17 protein-coding genes are annotated in these 19,951 nt (G+C 51.6%); 8 read left to right on the top strand and 9 right to left on the bottom strand.

The annotated features are described in order from the left end of the window. Positions 1–195: 195 nt before the first annotated feature. From JUF13_RS13775 to dnaA, 7 genes are all read right to left on the bottom strand, one after another. On the bottom strand, positions 196–975 hold the full coding sequence (locus JUF13_RS13775) for a helix-turn-helix domain-containing protein (protein WP_203640146.1): 780 nt from the start codon (positions 973–975) through the stop codon (positions 196–198). Positions 976–1,267: 292 nt separating this feature from the next. Beyond that, positions 1,268–3,790, bottom strand: a complete 2,523-nt coding sequence (gene gyrA / locus JUF13_RS13770; RefSeq protein WP_203640148.1) for a DNA gyrase subunit A — start codon at positions 3,788–3,790, stop codon at positions 1,268–1,270. 88 nt (positions 3,791–3,878) lie between these two features. Next, positions 3,879–5,825: a DNA topoisomerase (ATP-hydrolyzing) subunit B gene (gene gyrB / locus JUF13_RS13765; protein ID WP_203640145.1), complete on the bottom strand. Its 1,947-nt coding sequence runs from the start codon at positions 5,823–5,825 to the stop codon at positions 3,879–3,881. A 3-nt stretch (positions 5,826–5,828) separates the two neighbouring features. Then, positions 5,829–6,980, bottom strand: coding sequence for a DNA replication/repair protein RecF (gene recF, locus JUF13_RS13760; RefSeq protein WP_203640144.1), 1,152 nt, complete (start codon positions 6,978–6,980; stop codon positions 5,829–5,831). Beyond that, positions 6,980–7,207 (bottom strand): S4 domain-containing protein YaaA, encoded by a 228-nt coding sequence (gene yaaA, locus JUF13_RS13755; RefSeq protein ID WP_125764917.1) that lies wholly within the window; start codon positions 7,205–7,207, stop codon positions 6,980–6,982. Before yaaA ends, recF begins: the two co-directional genes overlap by 1 nt. 612 nt (positions 7,208–7,819) lie before the next feature. Then, positions 7,820–8,959 (bottom strand): DNA polymerase III subunit beta, encoded by a 1,140-nt coding sequence (dnaN, locus tag JUF13_RS13750; protein ID WP_203640143.1) that lies wholly within the window; start codon positions 8,957–8,959, stop codon positions 7,820–7,822. A gap of 269 nt (positions 8,960–9,228) precedes the next feature. Then, positions 9,229–10,587 (bottom strand): chromosomal replication initiator protein DnaA, encoded by a 1,359-nt coding sequence (gene dnaA / locus JUF13_RS13745; RefSeq protein WP_125764912.1) that lies wholly within the window; start codon positions 10,585–10,587, stop codon positions 9,229–9,231. Positions 10,588–11,122: 535 nt separating this feature from the next. Between dnaA and rpmH the strand changes: the two genes are divergently transcribed. From rpmH to JUF13_RS13705, 8 genes are all read left to right on the top strand, one after another. Then, positions 11,123–11,257, top strand: coding sequence for a 50S ribosomal protein L34 (rpmH, locus tag JUF13_RS13740; protein ID WP_081624573.1), 135 nt, complete (start codon positions 11,123–11,125; stop codon positions 11,255–11,257). Between the two features lie 95 nt (positions 11,258–11,352). Continuing rightward, the gene (gene rnpA, locus JUF13_RS13735; protein ID WP_125583415.1) at positions 11,353–11,709 is read left to right on the top strand and encodes a ribonuclease P protein component; all 357 of its coding nucleotides are present in this window, start codon (positions 11,353–11,355) and stop codon (positions 11,707–11,709) included. Positions 11,710–11,720: 11 nt separating this feature from the next. Then, positions 11,721–12,554 carry a membrane protein insertase YidC gene (yidC, locus tag JUF13_RS13730; protein ID WP_203640147.1) on the top strand — a complete coding sequence of 278 codons (834 nt, stop codon included), beginning with the start codon at positions 11,721–11,723 and terminating at the stop codon, positions 12,552–12,554. 492 nt (positions 12,555–13,046) lie between these two features. Next, the gene (gene jag, locus JUF13_RS13725) at positions 13,047–13,838 is read left to right on the top strand and encodes an RNA-binding cell elongation regulator Jag/EloR (RefSeq protein WP_203640142.1); all 792 of its coding nucleotides are present in this window, start codon (positions 13,047–13,049) and stop codon (positions 13,836–13,838) included. Positions 13,839–14,144: 306 nt separating this feature from the next. Continuing rightward, entirely contained in the window at positions 14,145–15,539 is a 1,395-nt protein-coding gene (gene mnmE / locus JUF13_RS13720) for a tRNA uridine-5-carboxymethylaminomethyl(34) synthesis GTPase MnmE (protein ID WP_203640141.1), read from the top strand. A gap of 60 nt (positions 15,540–15,599) precedes the next feature. Beyond that, positions 15,600–17,510: a tRNA uridine-5-carboxymethylaminomethyl(34) synthesis enzyme MnmG gene (gene mnmG / locus JUF13_RS13715; protein ID WP_203640140.1), complete on the top strand. Its 1,911-nt coding sequence runs from the start codon at positions 15,600–15,602 to the stop codon at positions 17,508–17,510. A gap of 386 nt (positions 17,511–17,896) precedes the next feature. Next, entirely contained in the window at positions 17,897–18,283 is a 387-nt protein-coding gene (locus tag JUF13_RS13710) for a hypothetical protein (protein ID WP_203640139.1), read from the top strand. Between the two features lie 80 nt (positions 18,284–18,363). Continuing rightward, positions 18,364–18,627, top strand: coding sequence for a type II toxin-antitoxin system Phd/YefM family antitoxin (locus JUF13_RS13705; protein WP_191988070.1), 264 nt, complete (start codon positions 18,364–18,366; stop codon positions 18,625–18,627). Here the strand turns inward: JUF13_RS13705 and JUF13_RS13700 are convergent. After that, positions 18,624–19,307 (bottom strand): YjjG family noncanonical pyrimidine nucleotidase, encoded by a 684-nt coding sequence (locus tag JUF13_RS13700; protein WP_203640138.1) that lies wholly within the window; start codon positions 19,305–19,307, stop codon positions 18,624–18,626. The genes JUF13_RS13705 and JUF13_RS13700 overlap by 4 nt on opposite strands. A gap of 192 nt (positions 19,308–19,499) precedes the next feature. Then, positions 19,500–19,766: a hypothetical protein gene (locus JUF13_RS13695; protein ID WP_203640137.1), complete on the bottom strand. Its 267-nt coding sequence runs from the start codon at positions 19,764–19,766 to the stop codon at positions 19,500–19,502. Positions 19,767–19,951: the final 185 nt, after the last annotated feature.

Raw genomic sequence — 19,951 nt, 5'->3', positions numbered from 1 at the left:
CACAGGTCTTCAAGAACATGCATCCGGTTATGCTTACGCCTTACTGTCCTGTGTTGCACTTGATTTGACAATTGGGGGTTTTTTTATTTTTGAAATTTTTTCAATTAATTTGCAACTGCCCGGGCAGAACGTCCCGCATGCACCGACAATGGGGCGTTTACCTCACTCGGCGTAACCATCCCGTTGCGCTCATCTCTATGACAATTCCGCTTCCACCCGACCAGGCACCATCTTCAAAGCCAACGCCAACAACAAGTAGCTGTCCGGCAGCAAATAAGCTAACCGTTGCTCCTGACTCCACTGAATCCCCGCTTGGAGCACGCGTCTAGCCTCAGCGGGCGCGTTGCACTGTAGCAGGCTCTGCGCGTGCTGATAGTAAACCGCTGGTAAATTGGCCGGATCATCCAATACCCGGTCCTGTTGGATGATGGTCCACGCCCGTTCAAATCCATCAAAATTAGGCGTCTGACACGTCTGGACACTCACCGCGTTCTCCGCAGCCATCAGCAACAAATCCAATGAGCGGTACTGTTTGGGGTGCTGGGGCGTCATGAACATCAGGCCCGCGCGCAAATGGAGCTCGGCCGCATCGACATCCCCAATGATGGCCAGTGACCGACCATAGTAATACAGCACAGCCTGCCGATCCGTATCCGTTGTCAACTGATGGAGCACGTCACCAGCGGCGATATTGGCCACCAGCTCGCTGTATTTCTGGTTTTGCCACCAAGACTGCAGTTGCTGACTAAACGTCGGCAGACGCTGAATGGGGTAGCTATGTGGCAATGGCTGATTACGCACGATGCCCAGTTGCCGGTAGAGTTGCGTCAGCTGCGCCACACTCGGGGTTTGCTGCCCCTGTTCGATGGCCGCCAACACATTTAACGGACATAACCGCGTCGCCAGGGCGGTCAACGCCAGTCCCCGTTGTTGCCGACACCTTTGTAAGTAGCTCCCAACCATTTCAAACGTCATGATTCTCCTCCAGTCTAATTTCCGTCATGCCTTATTAAGGCTAAGATACCAAATCGACAAGAGAAAGTAAACAGATTAAACCATATACAATTATTTAAATATTTGATATCAGATTGCTGATATATAAGCGATAGTCGGGCTTTTTATTTTCTATAGATACTAACTAAACGCGTTAACTACTTCTGCTAATAATTGGTTAGATGCATGCAAATATTCAACCCGAATTAACCAGAATCCACAACAACAAAAAGAGCTCCACCAAATTGGCAGAGCTCTCTAAAAAACAATTTAATTAAGCTTCTGGTGCGTCGGAATCCGGCGTCGTTGCCTGACCATCGTCCGCAACTGGTGTGGTGGCCGCGTCACTAGCTGAATCCTCAGCTGGTGCAGGGGTCTCGCTGGCAGTCGTGGTGTCATCGTCAGTCGACTCGTCTTCCTTGGCGACCTTCGCCATGGTCGCAACAGCCGTGTCATCGGCCAAGCGAATCAGGTGAACCCCTAAGGTTGCCCGACCCGTTTCAGAAACGTCAGCCCCGCTAAAGCGGATCATGACGCCCTTGTTGGTCACTAACATCAGGTCTTCGTCACCATTCAAGGTGGTCAACCCGGCTAACGGACCGTTCTTGGCGGTCACGTTCACGGTCTTGATACCTTTACCGCCCCGACCCTTGATTGGGTACTCGCTGGCGGCCGTTTGCTTCCCATAACCCTTTTCGGAAATGACAAACACATGGCTGTCCGGCTTGAGGACGCTGGCACCAATGACGTAATCGTTCTCGCGTAAACGAATCCCGCGAACCCCGGTAGCGGAACGCCCCATGGAACGGACGTCCTGCGCGGCAAAGCTAACAGCATAGCCCAAATGGGTCCCGATGATCATGTTAGCTGCGGCATCAATGATGTCGACGTCAATTAGTTCATCGTTTTCCTTTAAGTTGATGGCCTTCAGCCCATTGCTGCGGATGTTGGCAAATTCATCAACTGGCGTCCGCTTAACCGTTCCTTGCACAGTGGTAAAGAACAGATCGCGTTGGCCGTTATTTCCAGGGTTAGCCACGTTGATCACGGCCTGAACGTGCTCGTCGGTGTTGATACCGAGCAGGTTGATGACCGGAATCCCCTTGGCAGTCCGCCCGTACTCAGGGATTTCGTACCCCTTCATCCGGTAGACCTTCCCAGTGTTGGTAAAGAACAACAGCATGTCATGAGTCGACGTTGCGACCAAGTGCTCGATGAAATCATCATCGTGCACGCCCATGCCTTGAACCCCTTTACCTCCACGGTTTTGTGCCTTGAATTCAGACGTTGGCAGCCGCTTGATGTAGCCGTTGTGGGTCAAAGAAACCACAACATCTTCTTCAGCAATCAAGTCTTCGTCTTCCAAGCTGAGGACTTCACCGACCATTAATTCGGTCCGACGCGCATCCCCAAACTTGTTTTGAATATCGAGTAATTCTTGGTAAATGATGGCTTGTTGGCGTTCCTTGGATGCCAAGATTTCCTTGTCGTCCTTGATAGCTGCCATGACATCATTGTATTCCTTCTCGACCTTTTCCCGTTCCAAACCGGTCAGACGAACCAACCGCATGTCCAAAATGGCTTGTGATTGCTTATCTGACAGGCTGTAACGCGTCATCAATTCATTCTTAGCGACCTCGGCCGTTTGTGATTGACGAATGATCGTGATAATGGCATCGATGTGGTCCAAGGCAATCCGCAACCCTTCCAGGATGTGGGCCCGGGCCTCAGCTTTGCGCAGTTCAAACTGCGTCCGCCGCCGAATAACTTCCAGTTGGAATTCCAAGTAGTATTGCAAAATAGCCTTTAAGCCCAATACCTTTGGCGCCCCGTTAACAATGGCCAGCATGTTGATCCCAAATGAGGTCTGCATCAAGGTCATCTTGTACAGGTTGTTCAAAATGACTTCGGCGCTGGCATCGCGGCGAACATCGATCACGATACGCATCCCAGTCCGGTCGGTTTCATCGTTGACATCCGTGATGCCTTCGATTCGCTTGTCCCGGGCCAATTCAGCGATTCGTTCAATCAGCTTAGCCTTGTTGACCATGTACGGAATTTCCGTAGCCACGATCCGTTGTTTGCCGTTCTTTTCCTCTTCGATGTCAACCTTGGCCCGCAATGTAATGGTACCCTTCCCGGTCTCGTAAGCCCGGCGAATGGCGGCCTTCCCCATCACGATCCCACCAGTTGGGAAATCGGGACCAGGTAAGGCCTCCATCAAGTCAGCCAGACTGGCATCTGGGTTGTCCATCAAAATGTGCAGCGCACTAATAACTTCGGTCAGGTTGTGTGGCGGAATGTTCGTTGCCATCCCCACGGCAATCCCGGAAGCCCCGTTAACTAAGAGGTTTGGGAACCGTGATGGTAAGACAACGGGTTCCCGTTCGGACCCATCGTAGTTATCTTGGAAATCAATCGTATCCTTGTTGATGTCCCGTAGCATTTCCATCGCAATTTTGCTCAGGCGTGCTTCGGTATACCGCATGGCAGCGGCCCCGTCACCATCGACGGACCCGAAGTTCCCATGCCCATCGACTAACATGTACCGGTATGAGAAGTCTTGCGCCATCCGGACCATAGACTCGTACACGGCGGAATCACCATGTGGATGGTATTTCCCAAGGACATCCCCAACCATCCGGGCAGATTTCCGGAATGGCTTGTCAGGCGTAATCCCCAGTTCATGCATATCGTATAAAATCCGGCGGTGGACTGGCTTCAAGCCATCCCGCACGTCCGGTAACGCCCGTTGAACAATCACACTCATTGCGTAATCCAAGAAGGATGTTCGCATGGTTTGTGAAAGGTCAACGTCGGTAATCCGACCTAAATAATCTTGATCATCAGCCAAATTTTTACCCTCCGTTCTTGCCTAACACTGACTAAACATCCAACTCAGCAAAGGTGGCATTGTCTTCAATGAATTCACGCCGAGGAGCAACCTTGTCCCCCATCAGCATGCTAAAGACTTGGTCTGCGTTGATGGCGTCATCGGCGTCAACCCGCAAGAGCCGTCGGTTGTCAGGGTTCATCGTGGTATCCCAAAGTTGTTCGGCATCCATTTCCCCTAACCCTTTGTACCGTTGAATCTGAGGCTTTGGTGCTGGTGGTAACTGCCCCAGCAATTCTTTCAATTCATCGTCGCTGTCCAGGTAACGCTGCATCTTCCCTTGACGCACCCGGTAGAGAGGTGGGCAAGCGATGTACACGTAACCGGCATCCAACAATGGCCGCATATAGCGGTAGACCAGCGTCAGCAGGAGCGTCCGGATATGGGCACCGTCGACATCGGCATCGGTCATGAGAATTAATTTGTGATAGTTTGCTTTAGACACGTCAAAATCGTTACCAAAGCCGGTCCCCATGGCGGTAAACAGCGAACGAATTTCTTCGTTGGCCAGGATCCGGTCCATTGAGGCCTTTTCCACGTTCAAAATCTTCCCCCGAATTGGCAGGATAGCTTGAGTCAACCGCGAACGACCCTGCTTAGCAGAACCACCGGCGGAATCCCCTTCGACAATGAACAGTTCGGAAATAGCCGGGTCCTTGGACGTGTTATCGGCCAATTTCCCAGGCAGGTTAGAAATTTCCAACCCACTCTTCTTCCGGGTAACTTCTCGAGCACGCTTAGCGGCAACACGGGCTTTAGACGCCAGCGTCCCCTTGTCCACGACCTTGCGAGCCACGTCAGGGTGTTCCATTAAGAAACGCATGAAGTGGTCAGCAAACGTGTGATCCACGGCGGTCCGGGCATCTGAGTTCCCTAACTTGGTCTTGGTTTGACCTTCAAATTGAGGATCCGGATGCTTCACGGAAACCACGGCGGTCAAGCCTTCCCGGACGTCATCCCCGGTCAGGTTAGGTTCGTTGTCCTTCATCAGCTTGTTTTGCCGGGCGTAATCGTTCACGACCCGCGTCAAAGCACGCTTGAACCCTTCTTCATGGGTCCCACCTTCGTAGGTATGGATATTGTTGGTAAAGGTCAACAGGTTGTTGTGGTAATCATCAGTGTATTGTAAGGCCACTTCAACCGTAATCCCGTTTTCTTCCCCTTCAACGTAGATTGGGGGTTCGAACAGGGTTTCTTTGTTTTCGTTTAAATAGTCAACGTAATGGCGAATCCCACCTTCATAGAGGAAGTCGTCTTCGGTTGGCGTTTCCGGACGTTCATCACGGATGGTGATGCGTAAGCCCTTGTTTAAGAAAGCCAGTTCCCGGATCCGGGTCCGTAACGTCTTGATATCAAACGTCGTCGTTTCCCGGAAGATATCTGGGTCTGGCAGGAAGTGAACGATCGTGCCGTGTTGTTCTTCGGGCAAGCCCTCTTCGAGCACCTTCATTGGAGAGACCACGTGACCCCGGTTAAAGGTCATCCCGTACTTCTTGCCACCACGAATAACTTGGGCATCCAGTTCAGTTGACAGGGCATTCACGACGGAAGCCCCGACCCCATGCAGACCACCGGAGACCTTGTACCCGCCACCGCCGAATTTACCACCGGCATGCAAGATAGTGAAAACCGTTTCTAACGCTGGTTTCCCGGTCTTCTTTTGGATATCGATTGGAATCCCTCGGCCATTATCGGTCACGGTAATACTGTTATCCTTGTTGACCGTCACGTGAATTTCGTTGGCGAAGCCCGCTAAGGCTTCATCAATCCCGTTATCCACAATTTCCCAGACCAAATGGTGCAGGCCTTGGGCGCTGGTCGAGCCAATGTACATCCCGGGACGCTTACGAACCGCTTCCAAGCCCTCTAAGACTTGAATTTGGCTGGCATCGTATTCCTTCGCCTGTTCTGCTTTGGTTTCATGTTCGTAATCAGCCACTGCCTAATCCTCCTTTGTTGCTGCGTCGTTATCTGGCGACGCGTCGGCCACCACGGTCCCATCAGCCACGTGAAAAATGGTTGGGTCCTTAATCAGTTGGCGGGTGATACCGCTCAAACTGGTGGTGGTAATAAACGTTTGGACTTTATCCTGAATTGCCGTCAGCAAGTGGGTCTGCCGGGCATCATCTAGTTCAGAGAGCACATCATCCAGAAGCAACACGGGGTATTCCCCGGTTTCTTCCTTCATCAAATCAATCTCAGCGAGCTTGACACTAAGCGCCGTGGTGCGTTGCTGGCCCTGCGACCCGAACGTTTGGACATTCTTGCCGTTGACCTGAAAATGCAAGTCATCACGATGCGGCCCTACCAGCGTTGTCCCCTGGTAAAGCTCCTTGTCGCGTTGCTTAGCGTAAAGCGCCGTTAGTGCGGCACAGATGGTCTTGGCGTCCGTTAACTGGTCGTCAGGCACCTGTGTGGCGTAGTGAAACGTCAATTTCTCACGTTGCTGTGAAATCTCCGCGTGAATCGCCTGGGCCCAATGCTCCAACTTGTGCAGCATGGTCAAGCGTTGCGCGATAATCTCAGCCCCGTACGCCGCCAATTGATCCGATAACACCGACAAAAAAAGGAGGTCCTTTTTTTGCTTGTGCTGGAGATCCTTTAGATAGCGATTTCGTTGCTTTAACAACGTGCGGTACTGACTCAGGTTGTAGAGGTAACGTGGATTCATTTGACCAAATTCCATGTCCATGAACCGGCGACGCACGGATGGCGCCCCCTTAACAATGGCCAGGTCTTCCGGCGCAAATAGAATCACGTTGAGCTGACCCACGTACTGGGACAATCGGGCCTGCTCCAGGTGATTCACCTTGGCGCGTTTCCCCTGTCGCGAAAAAGTCAGCTCCAACGGGACCGACCCGGCAGCTTTGACCACCCGGCCACTGACCTTCGCCGTTTTGGCTTGCCAGTTGACCAAATCATGGTCGTTAGCCGTCCGGTGGCTGCGCGTCAGCGCCAACACGTAAATGGCCTCTAATAGATTGGTCTTGCCCTGCGCATTTTCTCCCAACAAAACGTTGATGCCCTTCCCCAGCTGCAGATCAGCAGTTGGGTAGTTGCGAAAATGCTGCAACTGCAACTCTTGCAAATACATTATTCACCCTGCTTTGAGCGTATAAAAAATAATCCTACTTCAGGTACTTCCACCGTATCGCCTGGATACAGCTTGCGGCCCCGCCGATTATCTGGCTCGTCATTGACGTTTACGGTGTTTTCCCGCAAATACCATTTGGCTTGGCCGCCCGTACTGATAACGGATTCTTCTTTGAGCATCTGGCCCAAAGTCATGTAGGGCGTCTCAATGAAAACTTCTTTTTTCACAATTTCACCCCTTAATTTTCTTCTCTTATATTATACCGCTTTTTAACGAAAAGGTACAGATGAACAACCTTATTTTTGCCGTCTGAGACGATTTATACCATTCTTGATATTTTTGCTAAAAAACCGGTAACTTTGCTCAGAATCAAAAATAGCCCGGTTATGGCCGAAATCCCATAATTTTTAGCTTTAAATTCAATAAAAATCGTTATGTAACGTCTGAGTCGGGTCAATTGCGCACGCAAGGGTCCATTTTAGCCGCGAATTTAGACCAGTTTCACGAGAAAGCTGCCAGAAAATCGATAGGTCTGCCAGCCTAATAGCCAAATGGGTTCCTCGCAAAGTACCTTGGCCAGGTCACGAAGACCAAATTGACCTCCGCGACACAAAGTCAGCTACCAGACCGTGGTCCAGAAATTTTGGTGCTAATGGCCGGCATTTTTGGAAACCACAGGCTGTGGCCAACAAAGTAAGTCCTAGCAGCACGTCTTTCTCTCAGATTCCCGTCCCCTCACTTGCCTTTTCTCTTTATCACGAACAGCGCACAGAAAAAGCGCCGTCTCCTCAACGGGAAACGGCGCTTGTGAATTAGCTTGTGAAATTGCTTGTGAAATTTTAGAACGTCCGCACTGGCGTGATCAACTGAATAAAGTTGCTGGTATCTTCAGTTGGGACCAGCGTGAATGGCCGTAATGCTGAGGTGAAGGCCACGCGAATCGTGCTTTGGCCAAATGACCGCAGCGCATCCTTCATGTAATCAGGGTTGAAAGAAATTTCGAGGTCTTCCCCATCGAGGGCCTTGGGTGCCAGCTCTTCTTCAACGTTCCCGACATCGGGCGAGTTACTGAAGATGGTTACCTGGTTATCGGCGGGCGTCAACGTCAGCTTAACCACGTTGTTCCGGGATTCGTGAGACAACAGAGAGGCCCGTTCAACGGCGGACAACAATTCTGGTGCTTCGAATTCAACGGTCGTGGAGGCTTCCTTGGGAATCAACCGCGATGTGTCTGGGTAATTGCCTTCCAGCAAACGTGAGTAGAATGACGTGTCACCCAACAGGAAGAGGACTTGGTTTTCTGAGAATTGCATCTTCACGTCAGCCTTGTCATCCCCGATCATCCGGGACAATTCGGTTAGACTCTTCCCAGGAATAATCACGTCAAAGGTGGCATCACTGTGGGTTGGCAACGCAATTTGACGTTGGCTCAACCGGTGACTGTCCGTGGCGACGGCTAAGAACTGGTCCTCAGACAAGACGAAATGCACCCCGGTCAGAATTGGCCGACTTTCTTGGTTGGAAACGGCAATAACCGTTTGGCCAATCAATTCCTTGAAGACGGCGCCAGATAAGACGACGGAATCAGCTGCATCAATTTCTGGCAAATGGGGGTAGTTGTTGGCGTCTTGGCCGTTGATGTTAAAGGCTGCGGCACCAGAAGTGATTTCGGTTTGGAACCCGTCTTTAACTTCCACGGTCATTTCCTTTTCGGGCAACCGCTTGACGATTTCACTGAAGAACCGGGCAGTTAAGACAATGGAACCCGGTTCATCAATACTTAAACCAATATCAGGATCATCGGCCCGAATCAACGTTTCAATAGAAATATCTGCGTTGGATCCCGTTAAAAGTAACCCTGCGTCACTGGCAACGATTTTTAACCCTGTCAAAATGGGAATCGTGGTCTTTGATGAGATGGCACGGGAGACGTTGTTCAATTCTTTAATGAACGCAGCCCGGTTGATGGTGAATTTCATAAACTGACACTCCTTTTCGTGGTGCAGGTAGTTTAACTTAATTAAAAGAAAAAAATAGTAGCCGTAGTAGAGCGGTGTATTCTGTGGATAACTTTGCGGAACATCCTGTGTTACTAGTCTTTCCACCTGTGGATAACTTGTGGATAACTTTGATGTTTTTAAAATCTTATCCACACCGTGTTAGGTGCGACCCAATTAATCATACCGCAGTTGGTCACAAAAAGACCGTCACGAGTCTGCCAAAATTGGGTGACCCGGGACGATCCGTCCTAGCGCCGCAGTTCATCTTTGAGACTATCAATATCTTTTTGAAGCTCGGCGTCGGTCTTCAATGATTCGGTAATTTTATCGTAAGCGTGGATGACCGTGGTGTGGTCCTTGCCGCCAAACTCGTTCCCGATACGGGGCAGTGAGGCCTCGGTCAGTTCACGAGAAAGGTACATGGCAATTTGCCGGGGCATCACGATGGCTTTCTTGCGTTTCTTCCCCTTTAAATCCTTGAGGGAAACGTTAAAGTAGTCGGCCACGCGGTCTTGAATCACGGGAATCGTGATGGCATCACTGGCATTCGCCAGGTTCAAACTCTTCAGCGCTTCTGCGGCCAAGTCAGTGGTGATTGGCTGGTGCATCAACTGCGAATAAGCCTGAACGCGGGCCAGCGCGCCCTCTAATTCACGGACGTTGGAATCGATTTGCCCGGCAATGTAGCTGAGCGTGTCGTCGGGGATGTCAATTTGATCGGCATCGGCCTTGTTCCGTAAGATAGCGATTCGCGTTTCCAAGTCTGGCGGCGTGATATCCACGGATAATCCCCAGGCAAACCGCGAAACGAGGCGGTCTTGCAGCTTAGGAATTTCGTTGGGTAAGCGGTCAGACGTCAGCACGATTTGCTTGCCGTCGTCGTAGAGGGCATTGAATGTATGGAAGAACTCTTCTTGCGTTCCTTCCTTATTAGCGAAGAACTGAATATCATCGACCAGTAGCAGATCAACGTTGCGGTACTCCTGACGAAACTGCTCCTGCGTCCGGGTTTGAATCGCATTAATAAAGTCATTCGTGAAAGCCTCGCTAGTCACGTATTTGACCTTGGTGTCTGGGCGATCTTCTAGCATTTTGTTGCCAATCGCGTGCATCAAGTGGGTCTTACCCAACCCAACGCCACCATAAAAGAACAGCGGATTATACATCACGCCGGGTTCTTCGGAGACCACCAAGGCCGCAGCGTGGGCCATTTGGTTGCCTTTTCCGATGACGAAAGTGTCAAACGTGTAGCGGGAGTTCAGCGCCGTTTCCTTCATAAAGGTTGGCGTGGGTTCGGTTGGGACTGCTTCCCCAGGGGTCGCGGTCTTGGCCTTGAGCGTTGCTTGTTGCTGACGCTCCCCTTCCAAAATAAGAACGGGCTGAATATCTTCGTGAGCGGCTTGGTATGCGTATTCTACCAATTGCTGGTCCAGGTGTTGATGGGTCCAGTAATCACGATGCAGGGGTGATGGGAGTTCCAACGTTAATTTGTTGCCGTTCAGGGCAATCGGCTTGGCTGTTTCAATCCAAGTCGCGTAGGCTGTCGTCTGGCTGTTTTCTTTAAACAGCTTTTTGATGTCAGCCCACAAAGTTAACATATCTGGCACTGATGTATCCCCCTATTTTAGTTTAGATGCTCATTTGACGTTTGGACGGACTCCGACCAAACGAAAACGTAAGTCCAGTGTAGCATGAAGAAAAAAAGTTTTCCACAGGGTATTCTGGGGTGTGCATAATTGTTTCACAGGAAGTGAATAGAGTTATCCACAGGGTTGTGAGAATCTGTGGATAAAATTCATGCGATATAGTTATACACACCTATCTGTGGACTTAAAACACGATAGCAACAAGTGTTTCACAAGTTATCCACAGAATACACAAATCCTAATTTTTAGAAATAAACAGGCTGTGGAACGGTGGATAACTCGGTTGGCAACTCCGGAATAACTTTTTCGAAAAATCCAAGTTATCCACAAGCAAAGTGCATGAAACAAATTTTGCTGGGAACAACTTTTTTTATGAAATGCCAAGTTGCTGTTTCATTTCTCCTTTCTTTATGCTATTATGTTCAGGAAATGCATTTAGTATTTGTCTGGCAACACCAGATAAAAAATAGTCATAGATAAGAGAGGAGATTTTACGATGAAGCGCACTTTCCAACCAAAGAAACGTCACCGTTCCCGTGTCCACGGCTTCCGCAAGCGCATGAGCACTAGCAATGGCCGTCAAGTATTAGCACGTCGCCGTCAAAAGGGACGTAAAGTATTGTCTGCATAGGCCGCTGAAGCTTCAGTGGTCTTTTTATTTTATCTGCGGGGAGACTGGAACACCAATCCCGCGCGGACTGTAAATCGAGAATTTTGGAGATGCACATGCGAAAATCTTACCGCATTAAGAAAGAAGCGGAATTTCAGCAGGTCTTTGAAACCAGGAATTCAGTCGCAAACCGGCAATTCGTGGTCTACTCAATGGAAAAACCTAACCAGAAGCACTTTCGGGTCGGCATTTCCGTCGGGAAAAAGATTGGTAACGCCGTTCACCGTAACTGGGTGAAGCGCCGGATCCGGCAGAGCCTTCTCGAGTTGAAGCCATACCTGAAACAGGATGTGGACTTCCTCGTGATTGCGCGGCCCCGGGCGGACGGTATCAGTATGCCCGATGCGAAAAGCAGCATGATTCACGTGTTAAAGTTAGCGAAACTACTGGATTCCAACTATAGCGAGGAATAAACGTGAAAAACGTGAAAAAGTACAAACGTACCCTACTTATGCTGGGCATTGTGAGTTTGGTCTTTATCCTCTCCGCTTGTAGCAACAAGCCAATCACCAATCAAAGTACCGGGATCTGGGACGGTTTAATCGTCTTAAACTTCTCGCGGGCGATTATCTGGTTGGCCAACTTGTTCGGCGGCAGTTACGGTGTCGGGATCATCGTCTTCACCATTATCATTCGGGTGATCTTGTTACCACTGATGATCTTCCAAACGCGCAGCATGCGGAAGACCCAAGAGGTTCAACCGCAACTGAAGGCCCTCCAAAAGAAATATTCGTCTAAAGACCGGGAAACCATGGCTAAGCTGCAGTCCGAACAACAGAAGTTGTATTCGGAAGCCGGCATCAACCCAGTAATGGGGTGTTTGCCAGCCTTGGTTCAACTGCCAATCATCTGGGCTTTGTACCAGGCCATTTGGCGGACGGCCGTTCTGCGGTCCGGGACCTTCCTGTGGTTACAATTGGGCCACAAGGACCCGTACTTCATTTTGCCAATCTTGGCGGCTTTAGCGACGTTCGCAAGTTCGTGGTTAACCACCAAGTCAGCACCGGAAACCAACTCCATGAACATGATGATGGTCGTCGGGATGCCCGTGGTGGTCTTCTTCACCGCCTTAAACGTGGCTTCGTCACTGTCCCTGTACTGGACGGTTTCCTACATTTTCCAAGTGGGCCAAACCTTACTCATTCAAAATCCGTGGAAGATCCAAGCGGAACGCGATGAGAAAGAAAGAGAAAAGTCCAAGCATGACCGCGCCGTTAAGAAAGCTGTTCGACGGGCCAAGCAAAGTAAACGTAAGTAAAACCAATGAAAATGCATTTCTGAGTCGTCCTGGCAATTTGCCGGGGCGGCTTTTTTGTCGTTAGTGAAACCGGGCAATGGTCATTCGTTCCCGGCGGCAGATTCAACCTGCCCAGCTATGGGGCCGGTTCTAGCCTGAGGGGCGGGCTTCCGCCTCGACTTTGAGCCGAAGGACGGTCTCAAAGGTCGTCCCGTGCTCTAAGTAGAGAAATTCGCGCTACTACCACCGACACGGCGGGGTAGGTTGATCTGCCTCTGGTCACTAACAACGAGTGGGTGGGCCCAGTTTCACTAATGTTGTGGTTGGCACTGATCGGACTTGGCACAGCTTTCCTTTCGACGCCACGTCGTTACCTTAACAAAATCACCTTCACCTCCTTTCAGCGGGTTGTTCGGGTCCTAACGTATCCGGTGTCGCGAACATCCGAGTAACGGGGACCTGACGCATTATGGTATACTAGTGCTTAGCGAAAAAGACATGGAGGAATGGACGATGACGATCTACACGGGGAAAACGGAAGAGGCAGCGATTGCGGCGGGACTGACCGCCTTGAATACGAGTCGCGACCAAGTCGTAACCAAGGTGGTCACCGCTCCACGAAAGGGCTGGCTGGGGATTGGCCGGCGCGACGCCATGGTTGACGTGACGTTGAAGCCCGTTGCCAAGGAAATAGCTGAGGAACAGGCCGCGCCAGCAAAATCGGCGCCACATTCAGCGGCCACCCAACCCAAGGGTAAGCCGGCGCCTGTCGCAGCCCAAAAGGCGGCTGCGCCCGCACAACCGGTTGCGCCTGAACCAGCACCGGTCGACCCCGCTAAACGCCGTCAGCAGCGTCAGGCGGCCATAGACGGTGTTCAGGATTACCTGGCGACCATCGTCGAACAACTCGGTATCGATGCCACCCTCGAGGTCGAAAGCACCGCGCACCGGCAGATCCACTTGTCCTTTACGACCGACAAGGAGGGCCTGTTGATCGGGAAACACGGTCGGACCATCAACGCGTTGCAGAGCCTGGCGCAACTGTATCTGAACCATCATGGCGCCGCTCACGTGGACGCGGTGTTGGACGTGGCGGGTTACCGCGAACGCCGGACGATTACATTGTCGCGGCTAGCCGAAAACACGGCCCGCGAGGTTGTGGCGACCGGTAAGCCCATCTATTTGGACCCGATGCCCTCGTTTGAACGCAAACAGATTCACGCCGTCCTGGCAAAGAACCGCTACGTCACGACTTATTCGGCGGGGAAGGAACCTCACCGCGCCGTTGTGATCGAGCCGGCTTAGTTTCTGTTTGACAAATGAGGCGTTAGCCCTTATAGTGAAGACAATCATTCTTATCAAGTTTACGATAAAGTAGTGAAAGTACTTTATCCACGCACAGTTAGGTGGCGTGGAGTAGGTGCTTTTTTTTATGGCGTTAAATGATACGCCCGGTGCGTTAACGCTTGGTAAGAAAACAGTCACTGTAACCAATACAAGGATAATCAAGCCGGGTTAGACGGGTGGTTAGCCAGCATGCCAGATGAGTTTTCTCGCCCGGTAAGCTGGCAGATACCTGCTTGACCCGTAGATAAAAAAGGAGGATGGCTCATGGCAGTCACCACAACAGAATTTGATACGATTGCGGCAATTTCTACCCCGCCTGGTGAGGGGGGCATCTCCATCATTCGGTTGAGTGGAGAAGAGGTCTTCGCCGTCGCCGACAAGCTATTTAAGGGTGCCGATTTGACTAAGGTTGGGACGCACACGATTCACTACGGCCACATCATGGACCCCGAAACCAACGAAGAGGTCGATGAGGTCATGGTCACCGTGATGCGGGCGCCAAAGACCTACACCAAGGAAGATATCATCGAGATCAACTGTCACGGGGGTATCGTGGCCACGAACCGGATCTTACAACTGTGCCTCAGCTATGGCGCCCGGTTGGCGGAACCCGGTGAATACACCAAGCGAGCCTTCTTAAATGGCCGAATCGATTTGACTCAGGCCGAGTCTGTGATGGACTTGATTCGGGCCAAAACGGACAAGTCCATGAAGGTGGCTTTAGACCAGTTGGATGGTGATTTGTCTAAATTGATTCGTAATTTACGGCAAGACATCCTCGATGCCCTGGCCCAAGTCGAAGTCAATATCGACTATCCGGAGTACGATGACGTGGAGACCATGACCACCAAAATGCTGCTAGAGAAGGCCCAAGAGGTCCAAAAGCAGATCAAGGTGCTCTTGTCCACGGCCAAACAAGGCAAGGTCTTGCGCGAAGGGTTAGCTACGGCCATCGTCGGCCGGCCTAACGTGGGGAAGAGTAGCCTGTTGAACCACCTGTTGCACGAGGACAAGGCGATTGTAACCGACGTTGCCGGCACCACGCGTGACGTGATTGAAGAATACGTCAACGTCAAGGGTGTGCCGCTCAAGCTGATCGATACGGCGGGGATTCGTGATACCCAAGATAAGGTCGAAAAAATCGGTGTTGAACGCTCGCGGAAGGCTATTAACACCGCCGATTTGGTGATGTTGGTGCTGAACGCCAGCGAACCGCTGACTGCCGAAGACCGTGAGTTGTTGACCGCCACGGCTGACACCCAACGTATCCTTATTTTAAACAAGACGGACCTGCCAAAACAACTTGATATGACCGCAGTGAAGGCTGCGGCCGGCGATAGCCCGATTATTGAGACATCCATTTTACAAAGTACCGGGATGGATCAATTGGAATCCACTATCGCGCACCTGTTCTTTGATGAAGGCATCGAGTCCAGCCAAAACACCGTGATGGTCACCAACGCGCGGCACATCGGGCTGTTACATCAGGCCAATGACGCCCTGGATGACGTCCAACACGGCATTGCGGCGGGGATGCCCGTCGACCTGGTGCAAATCGATATGACGCGGGCTTGGGACTTGCTCGGTGAAATTACCGGGGATAGTTACCAAGACGAGTTGCTCGACCAGTTGTTTAGCCAATTCTGTTTAGGCAAATAAAACCATAAAAGAGACCGCTTGGCCGCTCCCATCAGCGACTAGGCTTGGAGGGAAAGAAGCATGACTGAAGTAATTGCATATCCCGGTCAGGACTACGACGTCATCGTCGTGGGTGCCGGCCACGCTGGTAGCGAAGCCGCATTGGCCGCTGCTAGAATGGGCAACAAGACCCTGTTAATGACGATCAACCTGGACATGGTGGCCTTTATGCCATGTAACCCGTCCGTCGGGGGCCCAGCTAAGGGAATCGTCGTCCGTGAAATTGACGCCCTGGGTGGCGAAATGGGCCGTAACATTGACAAGACCTACGTCCAAATGCGGATGCTCAACACGGGTAAAGGCCCAGCCGTCCGCGCTTTACGGGCACAGGCTGACAAGCACGCCTATCACGCTGAAATGAAGCACACCATCGAACGCGAACCCAATTTGACCTTGCGTCAGGGAATCGTGGACGATTTAATCGTGGAAGATGGCGTCTGCAAAGGGGTCATCACCAACACCGGGGCCCACTACAGCGCCAAGGCCGTAGTCATTGCGGCCGGTACCGCTGCTCGCGGGAAGATTATCATCGGGGAACTGATGTATTCTTCCGGCCCCAACAACTCCCAACCAGCCACCAAGTTGACGGCCAACCTGCCTAAGTACGGCTTTGACCTGGAACGGTTCAAGACCGGGACCCCCCCACGGGTTGACGGGAATACGATTCATTATGATGAAACCGAGGAACAGCCGGGTGACGTGGAGCCGAACCACTTTAGCTTCACCACGCCAGACAGTGCCTATTTAGACCTGAAAAACCAACTGTCTTGCTGGTTGACCTACACCAATCAGAAGACCCACGAAATCATCAAGGCCAACCTGGACCGCGCCCCAATGTTTACCGGCGTGATCGAAGGGGTCGGCCCTCGTTACTGCCCATCCATCGAAGACAAGATCGTCCGGTTCGCTGACAAGCCCCGGCACCAACTCTTCTTGGAGCCAGAAGGCCGGAACACCGACGAATGGTACGTTCAGGGCCTGTCAACCTCGATGCCTGAAGAAGTGCAACAGAAGATTTTGCACTCCATCAAGGGGTTAGAGGATGCCCAAATGATGCGGCCAGGCTACGCCATCGAATACGATGTTGTGTCGCCCTACCAATTGCGGCCAACACTGGAAACGAAGCCTTTGAAGAACCTGTTCACCGCTGGTCAGACCAACGGGACGTCCGGGTACGAAGAGGCGGCGGGCCAAGGACTGTTAGCCGGAATCAACGCCGGTTTGCGGGCCTTAGGCAAGCCAGGCTTCACGTTGAAGCGCTCTGACGCCTACATTGGGGTCATGGTCGATGACCTGGTTACCAAGGGAACGAACGAACCTTACCGCCTGTTGACGAGTCGGGCCGAATACCGCTTGATCTTGCGGCACGATAACGCCGACCTGCGTTTGACGGCCAAGGGTCACGAATTAGGCTTGATCAGCGACGAACGCTATGCAGATTTCTTAGCCAAGAAGGCTGCCTTGAAGGCTGAGCTGGACCGGTTAAACAGCATCCGCATCAAGCCAAGTGCTGAGATCAACGCCTTCATCGAGAGTCACGGTGACAAGCCGTTACAAGATGGCGTTCTCGCAGCTGTCTTCCTGCGTCGGCCATACGTCGACTACCAAACGCTGGCACAGTTCATTCCAGCACCAGAACAGCCGTTAGACCGCCACATCATTGAGGAAATCGAGATTTCCCTGAAGTACGCCGGCTACATCAAGAAGGCCGAGGACAACGTGGTTAAATTAAAGCGGATGGAAGCCAAGGCCATCCCCGCTAAGATCGACTACGATGCCATCGACGGGCTTGCAACGGAAGCCCACCAAAAGTTGAAGAAGATCCAACCCGAGACGTTGGCCCAGGCCAGCCGAATCAGTGGGGTCAACCCTGCTGATATCGCCATCCTGAGCGTGTACATCGAACAGGGGAAGATTGCCAAAGTTGACTAGTTAACCCGGAACTAGCGATTGATGTGGGTGGTTTTCTAAGTAAAAGCCTAGTCACCCGAGTGATTCGCTAGTAAATAAAAATAGGACCCGCATCGGTTAGAAGTTTAGCCAATGCGGGTCCTATTTATTATTAATAATTAATTATTAAATACAGATATTGATAATTAAAAGTGTAGTATACAAGACCTTTACCAATTCTTTGCAGAAACACAACAGTCATCCGGTAAAGTGGGGGATGTAGTGAGACAACCAAGAGTGTGGCGCACTGATGCGGGTGGCTTGGTCGACTCGGCTTGTGTGCCCCCTTAAATGGGGAAAAGCCTTGAGCAACACCATCTAGGGACAATCGGTGGCGAACCACTGGTTGCAAACAAGGGGCGTTTTAGATGCAAACGAGTCTGTTGATCATCGGCATCATGTTAGCGTTAGCCAGTCATTGGCAGCATCATCGCGTCATGAACCGGTTACAGCAACGCGGTAGCCAGCTCAAAGGGCAGTTGGCTCGCAACCATACAATCTACCACGGTTTGCTGTACCTGGGCGTCCTGTACGTCGCATTAGGTCTCTGGCACCCCACGTGGCTGAATGCCCGGGTGCTGGGATTGCTGTCGGTCGTCAATGCCGTGGCAATCGTGGTTGGCTGGTATCAGCGGCGGCAACACCACTATCCAGCCGCTTCCCGTCGATTATGGCACCAACAGGCTTGGTACCTACTGGGCAGTCAGCTCCTATTGGCCGCTGTTTTGCTGGGGACGCTGCTAAGCCACACCTAAAATAAATGAGATTGCCGTCCGTTAGTGGGTTGGAGTGCCGACATTAACGGGCGCTTTTTTACCCCAGAGGAGGCGTTTTCGTGAAACACTATACACCGTTAGCTGCACAACAAGATTTAGATGTCATTTTGGCCGCCGTTCACCGGCTTCAGGAGACCGTCGTCATTACTCCCACGGATGGGGATGATACGCAAGCCGCCGTCCTGCTGCCCAAACGGGAGTGGGAAGCAATGGCCGAGCTGGCGTTTTTGGTACAACCCAGCGTGACCGACAAGACCCCTAAGCTCACCCCAACTCCGCGGCGCTTTGAGCACGTGGACATGGAGAATATGGAGTGGGGTTAGGCGAGAATTAGCTGCGTGAGCCCGGCGTAGGAATCGGCCTCAAAGGTGGGCCGGCACGCTGCTGGATTGGCGGTATGGTGGGGATTGAACCAGACATTGGCTAAGCCGGCATTGATGGCGCCCTGGATGTCAGAGCGCAGGCTGTCGCCGACCATGAGCGTATTCGTCGCCGTCATCGCTGGATAGGCCGCCTTGATGGGTGCGAAGAACCGTTGGTCGGGCTTGTCATAGCCGACGTCTTCGGAGATGTAAATCTGATCAAAGAATGCGGCAATGCCAGAACCCGCTAACCGGCTTTCCTGCACAGACTTGGTACCGTTAGTCCCGGCAATCACGGTCACGCCGGCCTGAGTCAACTGGGTCAGAAATGCCGTGGCACCGGGCAACGTGTAGTAGTTATGGTTGAGCATGCTCTTATACTGGGCCTCGATGGTGGGGCCATCCACGGTCATACCAAATGCAGCGAAGGTCCGGGCAAACCGGGTGTCTAGTAGGGGCCCACGGTCGGCACCCTGTTCGATACGTTGCCAGATACCGTGATTAATGGTTAGATAGGTGTCCATGGCGGCCGACACGTCGGGGGCGCCATATTGATTGAGAATGGCCGTCACACCTTCCGTTTCGCCACGCGTAAAGTCGAGGAGGGTGTCGTCGAGGTCAAAGATTGCGTATTTTTTCATGAAGAGCCGCCTTTCGAAACGTTTTTTCTGAGTTTAGCATAGATTCAGAGATTCGCAAGGAATGGCCAATTTAAAAGACCGCGGACCAGTCAAGACTACTGAAGCAGTTTAGTAGTGGCGATTGGCCCGCGGTCTTTTTGTCGTTCTAAAAGAAAAAGGCCTCATCATCGTGGGGATGACGGGACCTAGTGGTTAGGCGCCTCCACCAAGGGCGAACGCCTTAACGATGGAGAGAACCAGAAACGTAATTTGAATGCCGAGGTCAACACGGTTAAGCGAGTGGCTATCGGCTGTGCTTTCAAAGACATTGAAGTGAAGCATCGCCGTGATCAACGAACTGAAACACAGAAAGGCGGCTAAGATGGGATTGCTAGCGAGTAACATCGCGGCTAGCATCACCAATGATAGAATCATAACGCCAATCTTGAGTGGGGTAGCTGGGTAACGTACTTGAGTCATCCGAAACACCTCGTTTCACTTAATGAGAATATGGCCATACGATTAGAACTTACGTCTATTTTACCAGATTTTCTCATTTAATGGGAGTGAAACGACGATAATTTTTTCGCCCGATTTAAAATTGAAGTGCAACACCCCTTAAGACATTAAGGGTAAACAAATAGGCCATGGAGACCTATACTTTT

It is taken from the genome of Levilactobacillus wangkuiensis (genome assembly GCF_016861605.1).
In the GTDB taxonomy this organism is placed as follows: Bacteria; Bacillota; Bacilli; order Lactobacillales; family Lactobacillaceae; genus Levilactobacillus; species Levilactobacillus wangkuiensis.
This window is presented reverse-complemented; position numbering and strand designations above follow the sequence as displayed.

What these genes read in the sequence shown, in the direction of transcription:
- JUF13_RS13695 (WP_203640137.1), bottom strand. Translation starts at nt 19,766, where the DNA reads ATGACTCAAGTACGTTACCCAGCTACCCCACTCAAGATTGGCGTTATG.
- mnmG (WP_203640140.1), top strand. Translation starts at nt 15,600, where the DNA reads ATGACTGAAGTAATTGCATATCCCGGTCAGGACTACGACGTCATCGTC.
- rnpA (WP_125583415.1), top strand. Translation starts at nt 11,353, where the DNA reads ATGCGAAAATCTTACCGCATTAAGAAAGAAGCGGAATTTCAGCAGGTC.
- rpmH (WP_081624573.1), top strand. Translation starts at nt 11,123, where the DNA reads ATGAAGCGCACTTTCCAACCAAAGAAACGTCACCGTTCCCGTGTCCAC.
- jag (WP_203640142.1), top strand. Translation starts at nt 13,047, where the DNA reads ATGACGATCTACACGGGGAAAACGGAAGAGGCAGCGATTGCGGCGGGA.
- dnaN (WP_203640143.1), bottom strand. Translation starts at nt 8,959, where the DNA reads ATGAAATTCACCATCAACCGGGCTGCGTTCATTAAAGAATTGAACAAC.
- recF (WP_203640144.1), bottom strand. Translation starts at nt 6,980, where the DNA reads ATGTATTTGCAAGAGTTGCAGTTGCAGCATTTTCGCAACTACCCAACT.
- JUF13_RS13775 (WP_203640146.1), bottom strand. Translation starts at nt 975, where the DNA reads ATGACGTTTGAAATGGTTGGGAGCTACTTACAAAGGTGTCGGCAACAA.
- gyrA (WP_203640148.1), bottom strand. Translation starts at nt 3,790, where the DNA reads ATGCGAACATCCTTCTTGGATTACGCAATGAGTGTGATTGTTCAACGG.
- mnmE (WP_203640141.1), top strand. Translation starts at nt 14,145, where the DNA reads ATGGCAGTCACCACAACAGAATTTGATACGATTGCGGCAATTTCTACC.
- JUF13_RS13710 (WP_203640139.1), top strand. Translation starts at nt 17,897, where the DNA reads ATGCAAACGAGTCTGTTGATCATCGGCATCATGTTAGCGTTAGCCAGT.
- JUF13_RS13700 (WP_203640138.1), bottom strand. Translation starts at nt 19,307, where the DNA reads ATGAAAAAATACGCAATCTTTGACCTCGACGACACCCTCCTCGACTTT.